The organism is Apolloniradiicaulis salifontis (assembly GCF_053756655.1).
Genome location: NZ_CM132387.1, coordinates 2,201,149 through 2,219,409 on the forward strand (window position 1 = coordinate 2,201,149; position 18,261 = coordinate 2,219,409).

Consider the following 18,261-nt stretch of genomic DNA (forward strand, 5'->3'; position numbering starts at 1 on the left):
GATTATCTCGAAGCTATGAGCGAAGATCGTATCGAGACCGCGATTCTCACCCTTGTCGAACAGCGCGGGATGGGAAAATCCATTTGTCCGTCAGAAGCCGCGCGCGAAGCGTTCGGCGATGACTGGAACGCCCACATGCGCCATGTGCGCTCCACGGCGGTGCATCTGGCGCGCCAGGGGCGCATCGCGATCCTGCGCAAGGGCAAGCCGGCCGACCCGGAAAACTTCAAGGGCGTGTATCGCCTGGCGTTGCCGCAGGCCGGCGCTGACGGCGAAAGCTGATCCGTTCATCGCATTCAGGCTCGACGCCGCGTCTTGCTGAAGCGATCATTGCGTCCGCGCCCCCTCACGCCGGATGGAGACAGCCCCATGTTTGACGCAACCCTGAAAGAGATCGCCCAAGAGCTCGTGGACGCCAATCGCAGCGGCGATACGGCGACCCTGCTCGCCACGCGCTATTCACCGGACTGCGTGTCGGTGGAGGCCGCCCAGATGGGCGACATGCCGCGCGCCGCCGAGGGGCTGGAGGCCATTCGCGGCAAGCACGCCTGGTGGGAGGCGAACATGGAGTTTCATGGCGGCGAGGTGGACGGCCCGTTCCTGTTTGATCCCGACCGTTTCGGCGTGCGCTTCACCATGGACGTCACCGATAAAAACACCGGCGAACGCACCCAGAGCTCCGAAATCGCGCTCTACACGGTGAAGGACGCAAAAATCGTCCGCGAAGAATTCTTCTACATCGCCTGAGGCGCCGTCCGGCGGCGAGAGAGCCATTCCCCAGACTTTCGAAGCGTTTGCGAGGGACGCCCGCGCCTGCCGGGTGTGCCAGCCTCACCTGTCCCACCCGGTGCGCCCGGTGGTGCGCGGATCGGCGAGCGCCGTGATCCGCATCATCGGCCAGGCGCCGGGCACGCGGGTGCAGGCGTCCGGAAAGCCCTTCACCGATCCCAGCGGCGAGCGCCTGCGCGACTGGCTGCAGATGAATGAGTCGGAGTTCTATGACGAGCGCCGCGTCGCGATCACGCCCATGGGCTTCTGCTTTCCCGGCCTCGACGCCAAGGGCGGCGATCTGCCGCCGCGCAAGGAATGCGCTCCGCTCTGGCAGCCCCGCGCCGACGCCGCCCTGCCCCATGTGAAACTCACCGTGCTCATCGGCGCTCACGCCCAGCGCTGGCGTCTGGGCGGGACCGCCGCGAAGACGCTCACAGGGACCGTCGCCGACTGGCGCCGCTTTGCGCCGGACATCTTCCCCACCCCCCATCCCAGCTGGCGCAATAACGCCTGGCTGAAAAAACACCCCTGGTTCGAGGCCGAGCTTTTGCCCGTGCTGCGCGCCCAGGTGCGCGCGCTGCTTGATGGGTGACACCTCAAACCCCGGCGTGGAGACCTTTTGCAGTGGCGAAGGCGCCGCCGGCGTCTTGCTGCGCCGCCGCACCTGAAGGGATGCGGACCGGATCGGCGCCCGCGTAACCCGTGGTTTGAGAACGATGTTTTTCCAGCCTTGCGCAAACGCATCCGCAGCATCCTTGAGACTGCAGATTGACCGGACAAAGCCTTAGAAAAAACCGGGACTTGCGCCGCTGAGCCCGGAGCGGTAGACCGCGCCCGCGTTCCGCTGAGCGCTTGGCGAGCACACCCCGGCTATCGTGACCGGGCGGCGCGCCGCACTCTTTGCGGACGGCGACATTTAGGTCATCCGCATCAGAGGACTTCCCGCCCATGAGCGTGTTCGAACATCAGGCGTTCGACGACCACGAGAAGGTTTTGTTCGCCACAGACCCGGCGACGGGCCTCAAGGCGATCATCGCCGTTCACTCCACCGTTCGCGGCCCCGCCGTGGGCGGGTGCCGCATGTGGAGCTATGAAAGCTCCGCCGAGGCGCTGACCGACGTGCTGCGTCTGTCCCAGGGCATGAGCTACAAGAACATCATGGCCGACCTGCCCATCGGCGGCGGCAAATCGGTGATCATGCGCCCCGAGGGCGATTTTGACCGCCAGGCGCTGTTTGAAGCCTTCGGCCGCGCGCTGGAAGGTCTGGGCGGCGCCTATATCTCGGCCGAGGACGTGGGCGTCTCGCCCGACGACATGGTCGCGGCGCGGCGCAGCACCCGCCACGTGGTGGGCCTGCCCGACGGCACCGGCGATCCCTCGCCGGTCACCGCCAAGGGCGTGTTCCTGGGCATTCAGGCCTGCGCAAAGCGCGGCTTCGGTTCGGAAGATCTGGCCGGCCGGAAAATCGCCGTTCAGGGCGCCACCGGCCATGTGGGGGCCTATCTGGTGCGCCATCTGGCCAAGGCCGGCGCGGAGCTGTTCCTGGCGGATATCCGCCTGCCCGAGCTGAAAGCCCTGGCCGAAGAGACCGGCGCCACGATCGTTGAGGATCCAAAAGCGATCTATGACGTGGAGGCGGACATCTTCACGCCCTGCGCGCTGGGCGCGGTGATCAATCCCGACACGATCGACCGGCTGAAGGTGAAGATCGTCGCCGGCGCGGCGAACAATCAGCTGCTCACCCGCGACATGGGCGCCGAGCTGCAAAAGCGCGGCATCCTTTACGCCCCCGACTATGTCATCAACGCCGGCGGCATCATCAACGTCATGGGCGAGATCGATTCGCGCTTCAACGGCCAATGGGTCGAGGGCAAGCTCGTCGCGCTTAAATCGACCCTCGGGGAGATCCTGGACAAGGCGGAGAATGAAGGCCGTCCGGCCAATATCGTCTCCGACCAGATCGCCCGCGAGCGCATCGCCGAAGCGGCCGCCCAGAAGAAAGCGGCTGCGTAAGCTTCAGCGCTCTGGCAGACACGACAAGCCCGCGCTGAAAAGCGCGGGCTTTTTTGCGCGCGAAGCACGGCGGCCCCAAAGGACGCCGCGAGACGTCGCCGGGCGTCCCTACCCCGCCACGACGTTCGCAAAGTGGGGATCGAGGGTCAGGCGCACCGCGTCACCGGCGCGCAGCGGATCGGCGAGCGAGGCTCGAGCCTCCACCTGGCGGCCGCTCTCCAGCCGGCAGATCAGCCGGGCGTACCCGGCCGCGGCGCGGCGTGTCACGACATCGGCCAGGGCGCCGTCAGCGTCGGCTCGCGCCACGGTCACACCTTCTGGCCGCACCAGAACCTTAACCAGGGCGCCGGTGTCAAAGCCGGGAGCCTCCACCGCGCCGATGGGCGTGTCCGCCCGGCCCGCCGCAATGCGCGCGTCGAACACCTCCACCGCGCCCAGAAGCCGCGCGGCCGCCACCGAGGCGGGTTTGAGGTAGAGCTGGTCCGGCGCGCCGTGCTGGATGATCCGCCCCTCACTCATGAGCGCGATGGAATCGGCCAGCGCCAGCGCCTCCTCGGCGTCATGGGTGACGATGAGGGTCGCGGCCTCGCTGTTTCGAAGTGCGTCGGCGGTGGTCTCGCGAAGGCTTGCGCGCAGGCGCCGATCCAGGCCGGAGAACGGCTCGTCCAGCAGCATCACATCCGGTCCCGGCGCCAGCGCACGCGCCAGGGCGATGCGCTGCTGCTCGCCGCCCGACAGCTCATGGGGATAGGCGCCGGCGCGGTGGGCCAGCTCCACCGTTTCAAGCCGGGCGAGCGCCATCTCGCGCTTTTGCAAGCGTGTGACGCCGCGCAGGCCGAAGGCGACATTGCCCAGCGCCGTGAGGTGGGGAAACAGGGCGTAATCCTGAAACACCACGCCGCAGCGCCGGTTTTCCGGCGGCAGGTGCACGCCCTCGCCCGACCAGAGCCGGCCTTCAAAGCGGACCGCGCCCTCATCAAGCTTTTCAAGCCCGGCGATGGCGCGCAAAAGCGTCGACTTGCCCGAGCCCGACGGGCCCAGAAGCGCGGTGACGCGGCCGCAGGTGAGCGTCAGATCCGCGCCGTCCACGGCCGGGCGGCCGGGCGCGAAGCGCACCAGGGCGGCGTCCACCGCAAGGCGGCGATCATTGAGCGCGCCGGGCTTCACTTGGTGGTCTCCCGACCGCTCGCGCCGCCGGTGATGCGCCTTGCGATCCAGATCATGGGCGGCAGGGCGATGAGCACGATGAGCAAGGCCGGCGCGGCCGCCTCGCCCAGGCGCTCGTCGCTGGCGTAATTGTGGGCGGCCACCGCCAGGGTTTCAAAATTGAACGGGCGCAGGATCATGGTGGCGGGAAGTTCTTTCAGAACCTCCACAAAAACAAGCAGGGCCGCCAGCAACGCGCCCGAGCTGATCAGCGGACGGTGCACCCGCCAGGCGGTTTCGCCCGGCCCGGCGCCCAGCGTCCGGCTTGCGGCGTCAAGCGTGGGCGTGACCCGCGCGAGCGCGCTTTCGGCCGGGCTGATGGCGGCGGCGGCGAAGCGCGACTGGTAGGCGAAGACCAGCGCGAAGATCGAGCCGGTCAGAAGCGCCGGGAACACGCCGCCGAACAAGACAGTCCAGCCGGCGTCCAGCCAGCCTTGCGCCAGCCCGAACAGCGCCAGAACCCCCAGCGCCGCCACCGAGCCGGGCACCGCATAGCCAAGGCCCGCCAGCCGCGCGGCGAACACCGCCCGCTTGCGCCCGCTTCGAAGCGCATAGGCCGCCGCGAGCCCCAGCACCGCAGCGACCGCGCCGGAAATGCTGGCCAGAAACAGGGAATTGCCGGCAGACTCCAGAAGGTCGCCGGCCAGCGGCGCGCTGAGGGCGCGCGCGCCCAGCCGGCCCATGGGAATCACAAGACCCAGGAGGACCGGGGCGGCGCAGGCGAGGATCGCCAGCGCTGCAGCCGGCGCCGCCAGCTTCACCCGGCGCGAGGGCCGGCGCTTGCCGCTGGGCGCGCTCTGGCGCGCGCGGCGGCGCTGGCTGCGCTCCACGGCGAACAGCACGAAGGCGATTGCAACAAGGATCATGGCGAGGCGCGCGGCGTCTGCGGTGGCGCCCTCGCCGGCCCAGGCGCGGATCAGACCCACAGACAATGTCGGCGCGCCCAGATGCACCACCGCGCCGTAATCGGCCAGGCTCTCCATCACCACCAGCGCCAGACCCGCCGCGATGGCCGGCCGCGCCAGCGGCAGGGCGGCGCGAAGGAAAGCCCCGCGCGGCGATTCGCCGAGGGTCCGCGCCGCGTCATAGGCGTCGGCGGACTGGCCCGCAAAGGCCTCGCGCGCCAGAAGATAGACATAAGGATAGAGCGTCATCGCAAAGATGATCCCGGCGCCCACCGGTCCACGCACGGTGGGCACATAGCCGCCCAGCGGGCCGAAGCCCTGGGTGAGATCATACCAGGCGTAGGCCGCCGCATAGGCCGGCATGGCCAGCGGCAGGGCCACCAGCCATTCAAACACGCCGCGCCCTGGAAAGGCGTAGCGCGCCACCAGCCAGGCCAGCGGCGCGCCGATCACGCCGGCGAGCCCGGCGGCGATGATCGTCACCAGCGCGGTGTTTCCCAGATAGGCCGGCAGCCGGGTCTGTACCAGATGGACCATATAGTCGGTCCAGGGTCCGAAAACGGCGAGCGCCGCAACCGCCAGAAGCGGTGCGGCGCAGACCAGAGCCGCAAAGGCGGCGGGCCAGACCGGATCGAACCGGCGTCGCGGCGCGCTTACGGCCATCCGACGCGGTCAAAAATGCGTTGGGCCTCGGCGGCGTTTTCACCCAGCGCGTTGACGTTCACCGGATCGGCCCGGGGCGTGCCATAGCCGTCCAGAACCGGATTGTCGTAGGCGACGCCATCCACAGCCGGATACTCGTTTGTCAGCTCGGCGAAGGCGCGCTGGGACGTTTCGGAGAGGAGATAATGCAGGAACACCACCGCATTGTCGCGATTGGGCGCGCCCGCGGCGAGCCCGGCGCCGGAAATGTTCACATGGGCGCCCCGGCCCGCCAGATCCGGCATGATGAAGTCCACCGCCTGCGCGACCTGGCGATCCGCCGCGTCTTCGGAGCGCTCAAGACGCGCCACATAATAATGGTTCACGATGGCGACATCGCACTGGCCGTCGGCCACGGCGCGCACCTGATCGGTGTCGCCGCCCTGGGGCGGGCGGGCGAGATTGCGCACCACGCCCCGGGCCCAGGCTTCAGCCGCCTCGGCGCCCTCGGCTGCGATCAGCGCGGCCAGGAGCGACTGGTTGTACACATTGTTCGACGAGCGCACGCAGATCCGCCCGCGCCATTGCTCACCGGCCAGATCGGCGAAATCGGCGATCTCGTCCAGGGTCACACGGTCCGGGGCGTAGGCGATGCCGCGCACCCTGGTGGCGAAGCCGAACCAGTCGTTTTGCGGATGCACCAGATTGTCCGGCACGGCCGCCAACGCATCTTCAAGCTCGGGCACGGGCTGGAACAAGCCGGCCTGCTCGGCGCGCCAGAGGCGGCCGGCGTCCACGGTGATCACCACGTCGGCGGGGCTGCGGTCGCCGTCCGTGCGCACCCGCTCGATCAGAAGATCGCCGCCGGCCTCAACCACATTGACCGCAATGCCGGTCTCTTCTGTAAACGCGGCGTAGACCGCCTGATCAGAGGAATAGTGACGCGCGGAGAAGACGTTCACCTCGCCGGGCGAGCCCGCATCGTCTGCGCCGCCGGCGCCGTCCTCGGGCGCGCCGCAGGCCGACAGAGCGAAAAGCGCAGCGCCGGCCAGAAGCGCCAGGCGATGGATCGGGGTGCGAAAAGAAGTCATGCCGTCTCCGCTTGATTTGCGCGCCGAGGCCCGGCTGCGCGATTTCCTGATCCGTCTTGTCACCTTTGAGAATGTTTCGCAAGTGCGGCGGTGCGCCGCGCGCGCGCCCAGAGCCGGTAGCGGCGGGCGGCGCCGGCCGGGGCTTGCAGCCGGCGCTGCTGCGGCTAGCCTGTGTCGCAACAGTTCTTGGGAGAAGTGACATGTCTGGACGGACACGGTTTTTGGTGAGCGCGGCCCTTGCCGCGCTTGTGACAGGCTTTAGCGCGCAAGGCGTCGTGCACGCCCAGGAGGCGCCGATCGTGCAGCCCGGCGCCCCCGGTCAGGCGGCGCGCCAGCTCAGCGCGGAAGAAGCCTCGCGAATCGCCTCCAACCGCTATTCCGAAGACGATGTGCGCTTCATGCAGGACATGATCGTGCACCATCACCAGGCTGTGGAGATGGCCGCCCTGGTGGGCGAGCGCACCGGTACGCAGGCCCTGGTGGACATCGCCGGGCGCATCGACGCCTCCCAGGCCGACGAGATCAGCTTCATGCAGACCTGGCTGCGCCAGCGCGGCGAAACCGCGCCCGACCCGGCCTCAGACCCCCACGCCATGCATGACATGCACGCCATGGCCGGCGCCGGCCACGGCGCATCCGATCACACCACCATGGCCGGCATGGCCAGCTCGCAGCAGATGGAGGCGCTGGCCGCCGCATCCGGGTCCGAGTTCGACATGCAGTTTCTCAACCTGATGATCGCGCACCATGAAGGCGCCGTCACAATGGTGGACACGCTGCTGGGCCAGCGCGGCACGGCTTACGATCCGATCCTGTTTGATTTCGCCAATGACGTGCGCAGCGAACAGCGCGCCGAGATCCGGCGCATGGCCGCGATCCTGACCGAGCTGTCCGACGATCCGCGCGCCGGCCTGGCGGCGGGGTTCCGCGACGCCGGAGAGGCGATTTTGAACCTTGAACTGATCGCGAGCCTTGGCAAGCCCACCGGCTTTTTCGATCCGGAAAACCCGGCCGGCTTCCCGCCCGAGCTGGGCGGAGAAGACGACGGTGAGGACGCCGGTGAAGACGGCGGTGAGGACGGTGAGCGGTCTGCACGCCGCTTCGGCGAGCGCTCGCCCTTCCTGAGCTTTTCCAACACCGACATGGCCTTCGCCGGCGATTTGCTGGCGGCGGGCAATTATCACGGCTTCAACCTGTATCGCCTGGGCGGTGACGCGCCGCAGCTGATCAGCTCGGTGGTGTGCCCCGGCGGTCAGGGCGACGTGTCCATTGTGGGCGATCTTCTGCTGGTCTCGGTCCAGGACACCCGGGCGCGCATCGATTGCGGGCGCCAGGGCGTCAGCGAAGAGGTCAGCCGGGAGCGCTTCCGGGGCCTGCGCATCTTCGACATCTCCGATCCGGTCGCGCCGCAGCAGGTGGGCCTTGTGCAGACCTGCCGTGGATCGCACACCCACTCGGTGGTCACCAGCGATGACGACACCATCATCGTCTATAATTCCGGCACCAGCTCGGTACGCCCGGCCGAAGAGCTTGAAGGGTGCGTGGAAGGCCTGCCGGGGGATGAAGACACGGCGCTGTTCAGCATCGACGTGATCGAGATACCCGTCAGCAATCCCGCCGGCGCAGCCATCGTGGCGCGCCCGCGCGTGTTCGCCGACGACGAGACCGGGCGCATCGCGGGGCTTTGGGGCGGCGGCGATCACGGGCAAGGCACGCAGAGCACCTCGCGCACCGACGAATGCCACGACATCACGGTGTTCCCATCGCTCAATCTCGCCGCAGGCGCCTGTTCGGGCAACGGGATCATCTTCGACATCTCCGATCCCCGCGCGCCCACGCGCATTGATGCGGTCACCGATACCGGGTTCGCCTACTGGCACTCGGCGACGTTCAACAATGACGGGACGAAAGTCCTGTTCACCGATGAGTGGGGCGGCGGCGGCCGGCCGCGCTGCCGGGCGCAGGACCCCGACACCTGGGGCGCCGACGCGATCTATGAAATCCAGAACGGAAGGCTGGAATTCGCCAGCTATTTCAAAATCCCCACCGCCCAGTCCGAAGTGGAGAACTGCGTCGCCCACAACGGCTCCATCATACCGGTGCCGGGCCGCGACATCTTCGTGCAGTCCTGGTACCAGGGCGGGATCACGGTGATGGACTTCACCGATGCGAGCAATCCTTACGAGATCGGCTTCTTCGACCGCGGCCCGGTGCATCCCGACATTCTGACGTCGGCCGGATACTGGTCGAGCTACTGGTATGACGGGCGCATCTACGCCACCGAGATCGCGCGCGGGCTGGACGTGTTTGAACTGGTGGAGAGCGAGTTCCTGACAGCCAACGAGATCGCCGCCGCCCGGCTCGCCGACCAGGGCGAGGCGTTCAATCCCCAGCAGCAAACCCCGGTGACCTGGCCGGACCATCCGGTCGTGGCTCTGGCCTATGTGGACCAGATGGTGCGCAGCGACGCCCTGAGCGCCGATGCGGCCGAAGCGTTGTCGGGCGCGCTGCAGCAGGCTGTCGCCCCCGTGGAGGCCGGCGCGCAGGACGCCGACCTGGCGTCGAGCCTGCGCAGTCTGGCTGGCGATCTCGCCGGCGACGCCGGCTCCCACGGCGCAGCGCTTCGCGCCGTCATCGAGGGTGTGGCCGAAGCGCTGAGCTAGCGCCTTTTCAGCGAAAGTGGGTACCGGTTTTGCGGTTCGAAAAGGCGACAAATCAAAGATCTAGCGCCAGGCCGTGACTGAAAGGGGAAGGCCGCGGTCATCACAGGACCGCGGCTTTTTTCGTGGCGGGCGGCGCTGTTAGGCGTTCGCATTCACGGCGCCGGCGGCGCCAGCACCAGCTCGGACCGGGCTGCGGCGGCGATCGCCTCGTCGCTGAACCACCAATAGGTCTCCGGCTCTTCCAGGGCCCAGTGCGCGGTTTGATCAGCAAGGTTTGGATGGAAGGTCCGCCCCACCGCGCCGCCGGGCAGAACGGCGCGCACCTTGTCCGGGTCGTTGAGGTCGGCGGTCATGCGCAGCGAGGCCGACCATTGGGGGTCGAACGGCCGATCAAAGGGATAGAGCGCGCGTAAAAGCGTCTCGCCGGAGCCGGACATCGCCACGTCCCGATTTCCGGTGAGCCGGCCCACCAGTCCCTCGCGCCGCAACGGCCCCTGAAAGCGCATGCGATGCACCTCGCCCCAGCGCCAGGCAGCGCGGTTGGTCCCGTAGGTCTCGGTCAGCCTGTCCAGCGCCGCCGCCCCGGCGCGCCGGATCAGCACGGGCAGGGTCTCCGTCTGCGGCGTGGCGGTGTCGTCAAACCAGCGCGACTCGCCGGCCTGCACCATGGCGTCAAAGCGCTGCTGCCAGACATACCAGCTATCAAGGTAATCGGCCGTGAGCTCAGGCCCCAGCTCGTCCTCGAACGTCAGGCGCGCCAATTGCCGGATCGTCTCCTGAAACAGGGTGGTTTCAACCCCGTCCTGATCGTCATGGTGATCCCAGGCGCCCAGCGTCTCGCCCATCTCACGCAGATCCGGATCATCGGCGCCCTGAAGCGCGCGCGACAGGATCGGCGCAAGATCGCGCGCGAACAGGTTCAGCGTGTCGTACTGCGCCGCCCAGGAGTCTTCGGCCGTGACGCGCGGCGCATCGAACAGCGCCTGCATGCGCCGGTAGCGATAGTCGGGCGAGGCGTAGCTTGTGTAGACATAAGGGTAGTCGGCGGGCGCCGTCATATGGTTGGCGGTGCCGGTCCAGCCGCGCGCCGGATCGATTTCGCCCGGCATCTCTTCCGGCGGGATCGGGCCGGCCCAGTTGTCGACATCGTCAGTGACGGGAAACGGCGCCATGCCGTCGCCGCGAAGGCGAATCGGCGCGACCCCGCTGGCGTGGCGGGCGATGCGGCCTTCAGTGTCGCCGACCACAAAGTTCAGCGAGACGATGCGCACGTCCTGAATCCCCGCGACGGCCTCCTCCACGCTTCGCGCGCTTATCAACGACTCGATGCCCAGTTGCGGCGACATGTATTCCGCCGTCGCCCAGCGAAGGCTCAGCACATGGCCCGCAGCGCGGCCCGGGTCATGATCGGTAATCACCGGACCCCGGCGGGTGAAACGAATCGTCAGGGCCTCTTCACGCATGCCGTTCGGTGCGGTCTCGTCCGCGATGCGAATGGTCTCCACGACCGTTTCGAAGCGGAGCGAGCGCCCGCCCTCCAGATAGCGGTCCGGATCGGCCGGATCGATCGTCTCCACATACAGATCCACCGCATCGGCGTAGGCGTTGGTGACGCCAAGGGCGATGTGCTCAGTGCGCCCGATCACCACGCCGAGCATTCCCGCGCTGACCCCGACGACGCGCAGGTCCGGCGTGATCAGCCCCACCGGATGCCAGAGCCCCGGCAGGATGCGGCTATCAAGATGGGGATCATTGGTGACGACCGCCGCCGGCGCGCCGGCCTTGTCGCCGCTCATCGCCCAGTTATTGCTGCCGCCGGCCCCGCTGGCGCTCCAGCCGCCCTGCGCCCACGCCGGCGCAGGGGCGGACGCGCCGCCCCAGCGCGCAGCCGGACCCGCCGCAGCCTCGGTGGCGCCTCCGGCTCCGCCGCCCCTGGGGGCGTCAGCGTCATCGGGGTTCACGGTGAGCGGCGCAATCTCTTCAAAGACATCCGCGCCGACGCCGTCAATCAGGCGCTGGGCCACCAGCTCGGCGTCGAAATTGGCCGAGCTCGACCATCCTGCGAAAAACAGGATCGCAAGCATGTCGGCCTGGCTCCACACCTCCGGCTCGAACCCGGCCAGCTGAAATTCCAGCGGGTGGGTCTCGGCGCGGGTCTCGATATAGGCGTTCAGCCCGTCCACATAGGCTTGAAGGTTTTCTCGCGGGCGCCGCGCAAGCAGATCGGCCTGGCGCCGTCCCAGCCGGTGAAAGCCGATGACGCGCGCTTCCCGGTCAAGGTTCAGCACCACATCGTCCGGCCCCGCGCCGAACACCTCGGCCAGCCGCCCGGTCGCCGCGCGCTTGGCGGTCTCCAGCTGGAAGAGGCGGTCCTGCCCGGCCACGAAGCCCTGGGCGCGCACCGCGTCCTGAAAGGTATCGGCGTAGATATAGGGCGTCCCGCTTGCATCGCGCACCACCCGGACCTCAGCGCTGAGACCCGGCAGGCTGAGCGTTCCGCTGGTCTGGCGGTCATTGATGTGCGGCAGGACGGCCCAAAGCGCCGCGCCGCCAAGGATTGCGAGCGCCGCCGCGCCCAGTGTCACGCCTGTAAGAATGCGCACGCGCCGCCCTCCTGATCATCGGTGACTTTCAAGTATGGAGCCTGCGGATCAAAAGCCCGCTTGGCAACGCCCGGCGTGGCGCGGCGCCGCCGCGACGGTCCTGGGATGACATCAATATTGCGGCGCATCGCCACAGCAAAACCCCCGCTCGGAGGAACCGGCGGGGGTCTGAACGGCGTGAAAGCCGGAAAAATGGTGGGCGGCACAAGGATCGAACTTGTGACCCCTTCGGTGTGAACGAAGTGCTCTACCGCTGAGCTAGCCGCCCGAAAGAGGAGGGGTCGTTTACGCCACGGGACCTGCAGGGTCAAGCCGTTACGGCGCCGGGACTCGTCCGCGAACAGCGCCGGCGGAGCGCCGCGACTCTGCCGGTCAGGGCTAATTTCTGCGAGTTCACTGCGAGCCTACTGTTGGCGTACGCAGAACTCGCGGCGAACGCGCAAATATATAATCTCAGACGCGGGGTAATAATTTTTTTCGGCTGATAGGCTTCGTCACACTTTCGTCAAACAAAAATATCACCTATACCCCTATCGAACGCTTGGAACTTAGTCGTGTGAGCGTCCGTTTCCAAACCATAACAAGCCCCGCACGGTCGCCCTGGCAGCGCGCGTGACGAAGGAGGTCCTCCCCATGGCCAGTAATGACTTTTGTACTCGTGAAGGCGCGCTTCGTTTGAAAGAACGGATCGAAGCCTACTGGAAAGAACGCGGTTTCGATGTATCCATCGAGCTGCACGAGGCCGGCTTCATGCCCGCCATGCGTTCGGCGCGCACCGATGTGCGCTCCAACATGATCAACGGCATGCCTGGTCACGCCAATGATCGCGGCGCCGAGCGCCGCAGCGCGTAAGCGCAAACACCTTTGCTTACTTGGGTTCGAGCAGATCCGCGATCAGCGCGGGCAGCTCGTTCCAGTGTTTGAAAAGCCGGTCGGCGCCGAGGGCGCGGGCCGGCTTTTCACTATAGCCGTCCTCGAAAATCACGCACCACGCTCCGGCTGCGCGGGCCGCATCTGCGTCCGGTGCGGAATCGCCCACCAGCACGGTGCGCCGATCCGCCTTGCCGCCGATGGCCGATTCCAGATGGCGCGGGTCGGGCTTTTTCGCCGGCGCGTCCTCGGGCCCGATGATTCGCACGAATCGATCCGCCATGCCCAGCGCCTCCAGAAGCGCGCGCGCCAGGCTTGTGGGCTTGTTGGTGCACACTGAGAGCTCAGCCCCGCCGGCGGCGAACAGATCCAGCGCGTCCAGCACGCCGTCAAACGGGCGCGACTGATCGGCGATGCCGGCGCGGTAGCTGTCCATGAAAACATCCAGCCGGCGCTCAAGGGCCGCCTCCGAGAGGGCGGCTGCGCCGGCGCGCTCATAGGCGCGCTGGATAAGCGCCCGCGCGCCGCGGCCCACCATCGCCCGCACCGCCGCGACGGGCACGGGATCCAGCCCCTCGGAAACCACGGCGGCGTTGAGCGCGCGCACAAGATCGGGCGCGGTGTCCACCAGCGTGCCGTCCAGATCAAAGGCGAGGCGCGCCCCGTTCAGGCGGGAGAAATCAGACGCCATGGCCAGTCCTTGCTTAAAATTCTCATGGCGCATGGTCGCGCGCCGATGGGTGATAGGCTATAGCCGCTGCAGTCGCGTTCAACCGGCTCAACGCACCTTGCCCCAGCTTGTGGAGCCCCGTCATGCCGCATAAGCCCCGCGCCGCCGTCATCCTCGCCGCCGGACACGGCACGCGGATGAAATCGAGCCGCGCCAAGCCGCTTCACCCGGTCGCCGGGCGCTCCATGCTGGACTGGTCGCTTGATCTGGCGGACAGAAGCGGCGCGGCGCGCAAGATCGTCGTCTGGGGCGCCCACTCGCCCGCGATTCGCGGCGCCGCCGAGGCCGCCGGCGCCATCCCCGCTCTGCAGGATCCGCCCCGCGGAACTGGCGACGCGGTGAAGCAGGCCGCCGACGCCTTGAAGGGTTTCGACGGCGACGTGATCGTGCTTTACGCCGACACGCCCCTGATCCGGCCTGAAACCGTGGAGCGGGTCTTCGACGCATTGGCCGGCGGGGCGAGCGTGGCGGTGCTGGGCTTTGAGCCGGACGAGCCGGGCCAGTACGGCCGCCTCATCGAAACCGGGCAAGGCGATCTGGACGCCATCGTCGAGGCTGCAGAGGCCAGCCCCGAACAGCTTCAGGTGCGCCTGTGCAATTCCGGCGTACTGGCGTGCGACAGCAAGATCCTGTTCGAGCTTTTGTCGCAGATCACCAACGACAACGCCAAGGGCGAATATTATCTCACCGATCTCGTTGGCCTGGCCCGCGCCCGCGGGCTCACCGCCAGGGCCGTGCGCGCGCCCGAAGCCGAAGTGCTGGGCGTCAATTCCCGCCTGGATCTGAGCCAGGCCGAAGCCGCGTGGCAGGACCGGCGCCGGCGCGAGGCCATGGAGGCGGGCGTGACCCTGATCGCGCCGCAATCGGTGGTGTTCAGCCATGACACGGTCATCGAGGCCGATGTCACCATCGAGCCCAATGTGGTGTTCGGCCCCGGCGTGACGGTTCGGTCCGGCGCTTTGATCCGCGCGTTTTCGCATCTGGCAGGGGCTGATGTGGCCGGCGGCTGCGAAGTGGGTCCCTACGCCCGCCTGCGCCCCGGCGCAGTGCTGGAGACGGGCGCCAAGGTGGGGAATTTTGTTGAAGTGAAGAAGGCCCGTCTTGGCGAAGGGGCCAAGGCGAACCATCTGTCTTATATCGGCGACGGTGATGTCGGCGCGCACGCCAATATCGGCGCAGGCGCGATCTTTTGTAATTATGACGGCTTCTTCAAGAACAAGACGATCGTCGGCGAGGGCGCCTTCATCGGCTCCAACTCGTCGCTGGTGGCGCCGGTCACCATCGGCAAGGGCGCCATGACGGCGTCCGGCACGGTCGTCACCGATGACGTGCCCGACGGCGCCCTGGCGCTGGGCCGCGCCAAGCAGGTCGTCAAGGACGGATGGGCCGCGCGTTTCCGCAAGGCGATGCAGGCCCGCAAAGACAAGCTGAAGAAGGATTAGGCGGATATGAAAGACGGGCTGATGACGCTGGAAAACCGCCTGAAGGACAAGAGCCTTCTGAAAACCGAGAGCTTCATCGACGGCCAATGGACCGGTGGTGACACGACCTTCGAGGTGACGTCTCCAGGCGACCGCTCCCTGGTGGCCCGGGTCGCCGATGTGGGCGAGGCCGGCGCGAGACAGGCCGTGGACGCCGCCGAGCGCGCCTTTGAAAAATGGAAAAAGACCAGCGTCTATGAGCGCGCGCGCCTGGTGCAGCGCTGGCACGATCTGATCCTGGAGAACGTCGCGGATTTAGGAGCCATCATCACCGCCGAGATGGGCAAGCCGCTCACCGAAGCGCGCGGTGAGGTGGCCTATGGCGCCGGCTTTGTGAGCTGGTCGGCCGAAGAGGCAAAGCGCATCCACGGCGAAACGCTGGCCACGCCGTTTCCCGGATCGCGCGGCTGGACGATCCACCAGCCCATCGGGGTTGTCGCCTGCATCACGCCCTGGAATTTCCCCTCCGCCATGATCACCCGCAAATGCGCCCCGGCCATCGCCGCGGGCTGCACGGTGGTGGTCAAGCCCGCGCCGGAAACGCCCCTCTCCGCCCTGGCGCTGGCCGAGCTGGCGCGGCGCGCGGGCATACCGGACGGCGTGTTCAACGTGGTGTGCGGCGCAGCCGACAAGATCGGCCCGGTCCTCACCGACTCGGACGCCGTACGCATGGTGGGCTTCACCGGCTCCACGGCGGTGGGCAAGCTGTTGATGCGCCAGGCCGCCGACGGGGTGAAGCGCGTGGCGCTGGAGCTGGGCGGCAACGCGCCCTTCCTGGTCATGGACGACGCCGACATCGAGGCCGCCGCCGACGGCGTCATCGCCAGCAAGTTCCGCGCGGCCGGCCAGACCTGTGTTTCGGCCAACCGCATCATCGCCCACGCCCCCATCGCCGATAAGCTCATCGAAGCCATCAAGACCCGCATGGAAAAGCTCAAAGTCGGCTCCGGCTTTGAGGACGGGGTGAATTTCGGCCCCCTCATCCATGACGACGCGGTGGCGCGCGTGGACGCGCTGGTGCAGGACGCGCGGTCCAAAGGCGCGAAAATCCATCTGGGCGGAACCCCGCTTGTGGAAGAGCTGGGCGGGTCGTTTTACGCGCCGACCCTCATCGAAGGCGGCGAGGATTTCGAGCTGGCCCTGTTCAGAAACGAGATCTTCGGCCCCGTGGCCTCGGTCTATCGCGCGCATGACGAGGCGGAGATGATCCGCCTCGCCAACGACACGCCCTACGGCCTGGCCGCCTATGTCTACACGCGCGACGTGAACCGGGTGCACCGCCTGTCCGAAGGGCTTGATTTCGGCATGATCGGGATCAACGCGCCCATGGTCGGCTCGCCGGCCACCCCGTTCGGCGGGGTCAAGGAGTCCGGCATCGGCCGCGAAGGCGGCAAGTGGGGCGTTGAGGAGTTCACCGAGCTGAAATTCGTCCTGCTGGGCGGGGTGGACCAGTGAGCGGCGCCACCGAGCAGAAAGCCTTCGCCGCCGCCGCCGCGCTGGAGCTTGTGGAGTCCGGCATGACGCTGGGCCTGGGGTCCGGCTCCACGGCGGAGATCTTCATCAAGCAGCTCGGCGCCCGGATCACGGCCGGCGAGCTGGACCGCATCGTCGCGGTCCCCACCAGCCAGGCCAGCGCCGAGGCCGCGCGCCTGGCCGGCGTGCCGCTCATTGATGTGGACCATGTGGTGCGCATCGATCTCACCGTGGACGGCGCCGACGAGGTGGACGGCCGCTTCCGCCTGATCAAGGGCGGGGGCGCCTGCCTCCTGCGTGAAAAGATCATCGCCCACGCCTCAGACCTCATGGCCGTGGTGGTGGACGAGAGCAAGCTGGTGGAGACGCTGGGCGCCTTTCCCCTGCCGGTGGAGGTGGACCCGTTCGCCTTCACCATCACCGCCAAGAAGGTGTTCGACGTGCTGCGCGCCTGCGGCGTCCCCCGGCCGGAAGTGTCGCTGCGCCGGCTCGCCGACGGCGGCGATCCCCTGCTCACCGACGGCGGCCACTACATCCTGGACTGCGCCTGCGGCGAGATTCCCGACCCCGAAGAAGCCGCCTTGGCGCTGAACACCGTGCCCGGCGTCATCGAAAACGGCCTCTTCATCAATCTCGCCCGCATGGTGATCGTCGGCGAAGACGGCGGCGCGCAGGTGCTGGAGCTTTAGGGGGCGACTCGCCCTTGATGGGGCGGAAAGTAGCGGCCCCCGTGTCTTACTCCTCCCCCTTTACGGGGGAGGTGCGCCGCGAGAAGCGCAGGGCGGAGGGGGTGGTTGCGCCAACCTCTCGAGGGTTGCGCCTCCGGCCTCACCCCACCCGACCCGAGGCTTCGCCTCGGCCCATCCTCCCCATCCGGGGAGGGAGTAAGCACCCAAAATACTTCATCCTGAGGAGTCTTTTTCGTAACAAAAGCCTTTAAAGGACGCACCGCGCTTGATCCTGCGGGTCCTTCGAGGCTCCCCCGGATCAAGTCCGGGGTCGCACCTGGCAGATGAGGGTGGAAGGGATGAGCCGACCGCGGCTCCTCCGGGGCCTGCCGGCCCGTTCGCTGCCTTGAATCGCCCCACCGGGGCGATTCATTCGCTCTGCGAACCGGCGCTCACCCAGCCGCGTTCAGCGCATATCCCGCTGAGCGCACGGTGCGGATGGGGTCGCCGTCGCCGGCTTTGCTGAGCGCTTTGCGCAGACGGCCGATATGCACGTCCACGGTGCGCGCCTCCACATAGACGTCCGAGCCCCATACTGCGTCCAGAAGCTGCTCGCGCGAGAACACGCGGCCGGGATGCTGCATGAGATAGTCCAGCAGGCGAAACTCGGTGGGGCCCAGATGCACCTCCTCGCCCGAGCGCGAGACCCGGTGGGCGACGCGGTCGATGGAGAGATCGCCCACCACCACCCGGTCTTCGGCGAGACCCGGACGGATGCGGCGCAGCACCGCGCGCAGGCGCGCGAACAGCTCCTTCATCAGGAAGGGTTTGACGATGTAGTCGTCGGCCCCGGTGTCGAGCCCGCGAATCCGGTCGGCCTCCTCGCCGCGCGCTGTCAGCATGATGATGGGCAGGTTGCGGGTCTCCTGCTTCGAGCGCAGGCGCCGGCACACCTCGATGCCGGAGATTTTCGGCAGCATCCAGTCGAGCACCACCACGTCGGGCTGGCGCTCCTCCACGAGCATCATGGCCTCCTCTCCGTCGGCGGCGACGGAGACCCGGAAGCCTTCCTTTTTCAGGTTGTACTGGAGAAGTTCGGACAGGGCGTCCTCATCCTCAACGACCAAGACGTGCGGCTGCATGTG

The 18,261-nt window shown here is 67.7% G+C and carries 15 protein-coding genes and 1 tRNA gene; 9 read left to right on the forward strand and 7 right to left on the reverse strand.

The features are described from left to right. Positions 1-15 precede the first annotated feature (15 nt). The 4 genes from ACWCOP_RS10630 (at position 16) to ACWCOP_RS10645 (ending at position 2,784) form a co-directional block, all read left to right on the forward strand. Positions 16-282 (forward strand): DUF3253 domain-containing protein, encoded by a 267-nt coding sequence (locus ACWCOP_RS10630; protein ID WP_478248257.1) that lies wholly within the window; start codon positions 16-18, stop codon positions 280-282. Positions 283-369: 87 nt separating this feature from the next. Continuing rightward, positions 370-747, forward strand: coding sequence for a SnoaL-like domain-containing protein (locus tag ACWCOP_RS10635; RefSeq protein WP_478248258.1), 378 nt, complete (start codon positions 370-372; stop codon positions 745-747). A 73-nt stretch (positions 748-820) separates the two neighbouring features. Then, the gene (locus ACWCOP_RS10640; RefSeq protein WP_478248259.1) at positions 821-1,363 is read left to right on the forward strand and encodes a uracil-DNA glycosylase family protein; all 543 of its coding nucleotides are present in this window, start codon (positions 821-823) and stop codon (positions 1,361-1,363) included. A gap of 356 nt (positions 1,364-1,719) precedes the next feature. Further along, complete coding sequence (locus ACWCOP_RS10645) at positions 1,720-2,784, forward strand: Leu/Phe/Val dehydrogenase (RefSeq protein ID WP_478248260.1); 1,065 nt, start codon at positions 1,720-1,722, stop codon at positions 2,782-2,784. 108 nt (positions 2,785-2,892) lie between these two features. Here ACWCOP_RS10645 and ACWCOP_RS10650 read toward each other — a convergent pair whose 3' ends face one another. Genes ACWCOP_RS10650 through ACWCOP_RS10660 form a run of 3 tightly spaced genes read right to left on the reverse strand, consistent with a single transcriptional unit; the run spans position 2,893 to position 6,628 of the window. Continuing rightward, positions 2,893-3,951 (reverse strand): ABC transporter ATP-binding protein, encoded by a 1,059-nt coding sequence (locus ACWCOP_RS10650; protein WP_478248261.1) that lies wholly within the window; start codon positions 3,949-3,951, stop codon positions 2,893-2,895. Beyond that, positions 3,948-5,558 (reverse strand): ABC transporter permease, encoded by a 1,611-nt coding sequence (locus ACWCOP_RS10655; protein ID WP_478248262.1) that lies wholly within the window; start codon positions 5,556-5,558, stop codon positions 3,948-3,950. The genes ACWCOP_RS10650 and ACWCOP_RS10655 overlap by 4 nt, the downstream gene beginning before the upstream one ends. Further along, on the reverse strand, positions 5,549-6,628 hold the full coding sequence (locus tag ACWCOP_RS10660; protein WP_478248263.1) for an extracellular solute-binding protein: 1,080 nt from the start codon (positions 6,626-6,628) through the stop codon (positions 5,549-5,551). The genes ACWCOP_RS10655 and ACWCOP_RS10660 overlap by 10 nt, the downstream gene beginning before the upstream one ends. A 200-nt stretch (positions 6,629-6,828) precedes the next feature. Here ACWCOP_RS10660 and ACWCOP_RS10665 point away from each other — a divergent pair, with 200 nt between their 5' ends. After that, positions 6,829-9,291: a DUF305 domain-containing protein gene (locus tag ACWCOP_RS10665; protein WP_478248264.1), complete on the forward strand. Its 2,463-nt coding sequence runs from the start codon at positions 6,829-6,831 to the stop codon at positions 9,289-9,291. A gap of 152 nt (positions 9,292-9,443) precedes the next feature. On the opposite strand, the gene ACWCOP_RS10670 is transcribed toward ACWCOP_RS10665, so the two are convergent. Further along, on the reverse strand, positions 9,444-11,894 hold the full coding sequence (locus ACWCOP_RS10670) for a penicillin acylase family protein (RefSeq protein ID WP_478248265.1): 2,451 nt from the start codon (positions 11,892-11,894) through the stop codon (positions 9,444-9,446). A gap of 193 nt (positions 11,895-12,087) precedes the next feature. Next, positions 12,088-12,162: transfer RNA gene (locus ACWCOP_RS10675), tRNA-Val, on the reverse strand. A 365-nt stretch (positions 12,163-12,527) separates the two neighbouring features. Between ACWCOP_RS10675 and ACWCOP_RS10680 the strand changes: the two genes are divergently transcribed. Next, positions 12,528-12,746 carry a phosphoglycolate phosphatase gene (locus ACWCOP_RS10680; protein ID WP_478248266.1) on the forward strand — a complete coding sequence of 73 codons (219 nt, stop codon included), beginning with the start codon at positions 12,528-12,530 and terminating at the stop codon, positions 12,744-12,746. 16 nt (positions 12,747-12,762) lie between these two features. Here the strand turns inward: ACWCOP_RS10680 and ACWCOP_RS10685 are convergent, their stop codons facing one another. Continuing rightward, complete coding sequence (locus ACWCOP_RS10685; RefSeq protein ID WP_478248267.1) at positions 12,763-13,455, reverse strand: HAD family hydrolase; 693 nt, start codon at positions 13,453-13,455, stop codon at positions 12,763-12,765. Positions 13,456-13,577: 122 nt separating this feature from the next. Here ACWCOP_RS10685 and glmU point away from each other — a divergent pair, with 122 nt between their 5' ends. Genes glmU through rpiA form a run of 3 tightly spaced genes read left to right on the forward strand, consistent with a single transcriptional unit; the run spans position 13,578 to position 17,137 of the window. After that, positions 13,578-14,936 carry a bifunctional UDP-N-acetylglucosamine diphosphorylase/glucosamine-1-phosphate N-acetyltransferase GlmU gene (gene glmU, locus ACWCOP_RS10690; RefSeq protein ID WP_478248268.1) on the forward strand — a complete coding sequence of 453 codons (1,359 nt, stop codon included), beginning with the start codon at positions 13,578-13,580 and terminating at the stop codon, positions 14,934-14,936. Positions 14,937-14,942: 6 nt separating this feature from the next. Continuing rightward, positions 14,943-16,430, forward strand: a complete 1,488-nt coding sequence (locus ACWCOP_RS10695; protein ID WP_478248269.1) for an NAD-dependent succinate-semialdehyde dehydrogenase — start codon at positions 14,943-14,945, stop codon at positions 16,428-16,430. After that, entirely contained in the window at positions 16,427-17,137 is a 711-nt protein-coding gene (gene rpiA, locus ACWCOP_RS10700) for a ribose-5-phosphate isomerase RpiA (protein ID WP_478248270.1), read from the forward strand. The genes ACWCOP_RS10695 and rpiA overlap by 4 nt, the downstream gene beginning before the upstream one ends. 431 nt (positions 17,138-17,568) lie before the next feature. On the opposite strand, the gene phoB is transcribed toward rpiA, so the two are convergent. Continuing rightward, entirely contained in the window at positions 17,569-18,258 is a 690-nt protein-coding gene (phoB, locus tag ACWCOP_RS10705) for a phosphate regulon transcriptional regulator PhoB (RefSeq protein WP_478248271.1), read from the reverse strand. Between the last annotated feature and the right edge of the window lie 3 nt (positions 18,259-18,261).

What these genes read in the sequence shown, in the direction of transcription:
- ACWCOP_RS10630 (WP_478248257.1), top strand. Translation starts at nt 16, where the DNA reads ATGAGCGAAGATCGTATCGAGACCGCGATTCTCACCCTTGTCGAACAG.
- ACWCOP_RS10635 (WP_478248258.1), top strand. Translation starts at nt 370, where the DNA reads ATGTTTGACGCAACCCTGAAAGAGATCGCCCAAGAGCTCGTGGACGCC.
- ACWCOP_RS10645 (WP_478248260.1), top strand. Translation starts at nt 1,720, where the DNA reads ATGAGCGTGTTCGAACATCAGGCGTTCGACGACCACGAGAAGGTTTTG.
- ACWCOP_RS10655 (WP_478248262.1), bottom strand. Translation starts at nt 5,558, where the DNA reads ATGGCCGTAAGCGCGCCGCGACGCCGGTTCGATCCGGTCTGGCCCGCC.
- ACWCOP_RS10660 (WP_478248263.1), bottom strand. Translation starts at nt 6,628, where the DNA reads ATGACTTCTTTTCGCACCCCGATCCATCGCCTGGCGCTTCTGGCCGGC.
- ACWCOP_RS10665 (WP_478248264.1), top strand. Translation starts at nt 6,829, where the DNA reads ATGTCTGGACGGACACGGTTTTTGGTGAGCGCGGCCCTTGCCGCGCTT.
- ACWCOP_RS10680 (WP_478248266.1), top strand. Translation starts at nt 12,528, where the DNA reads ATGGCCAGTAATGACTTTTGTACTCGTGAAGGCGCGCTTCGTTTGAAA.
- ACWCOP_RS10685 (WP_478248267.1), bottom strand. Translation starts at nt 13,455, where the DNA reads ATGGCGTCTGATTTCTCCCGCCTGAACGGGGCGCGCCTCGCCTTTGAT.
- glmU (WP_478248268.1), top strand. Translation starts at nt 13,578, where the DNA reads ATGCCGCATAAGCCCCGCGCCGCCGTCATCCTCGCCGCCGGACACGGC.
- ACWCOP_RS10695 (WP_478248269.1), top strand. Translation starts at nt 14,943, where the DNA reads ATGAAAGACGGGCTGATGACGCTGGAAAACCGCCTGAAGGACAAGAGC.
- phoB (WP_478248271.1), bottom strand. Translation starts at nt 18,258, where the DNA reads ATGCAGCCGCACGTCTTGGTCGTTGAGGATGAGGACGCCCTGTCCGAA.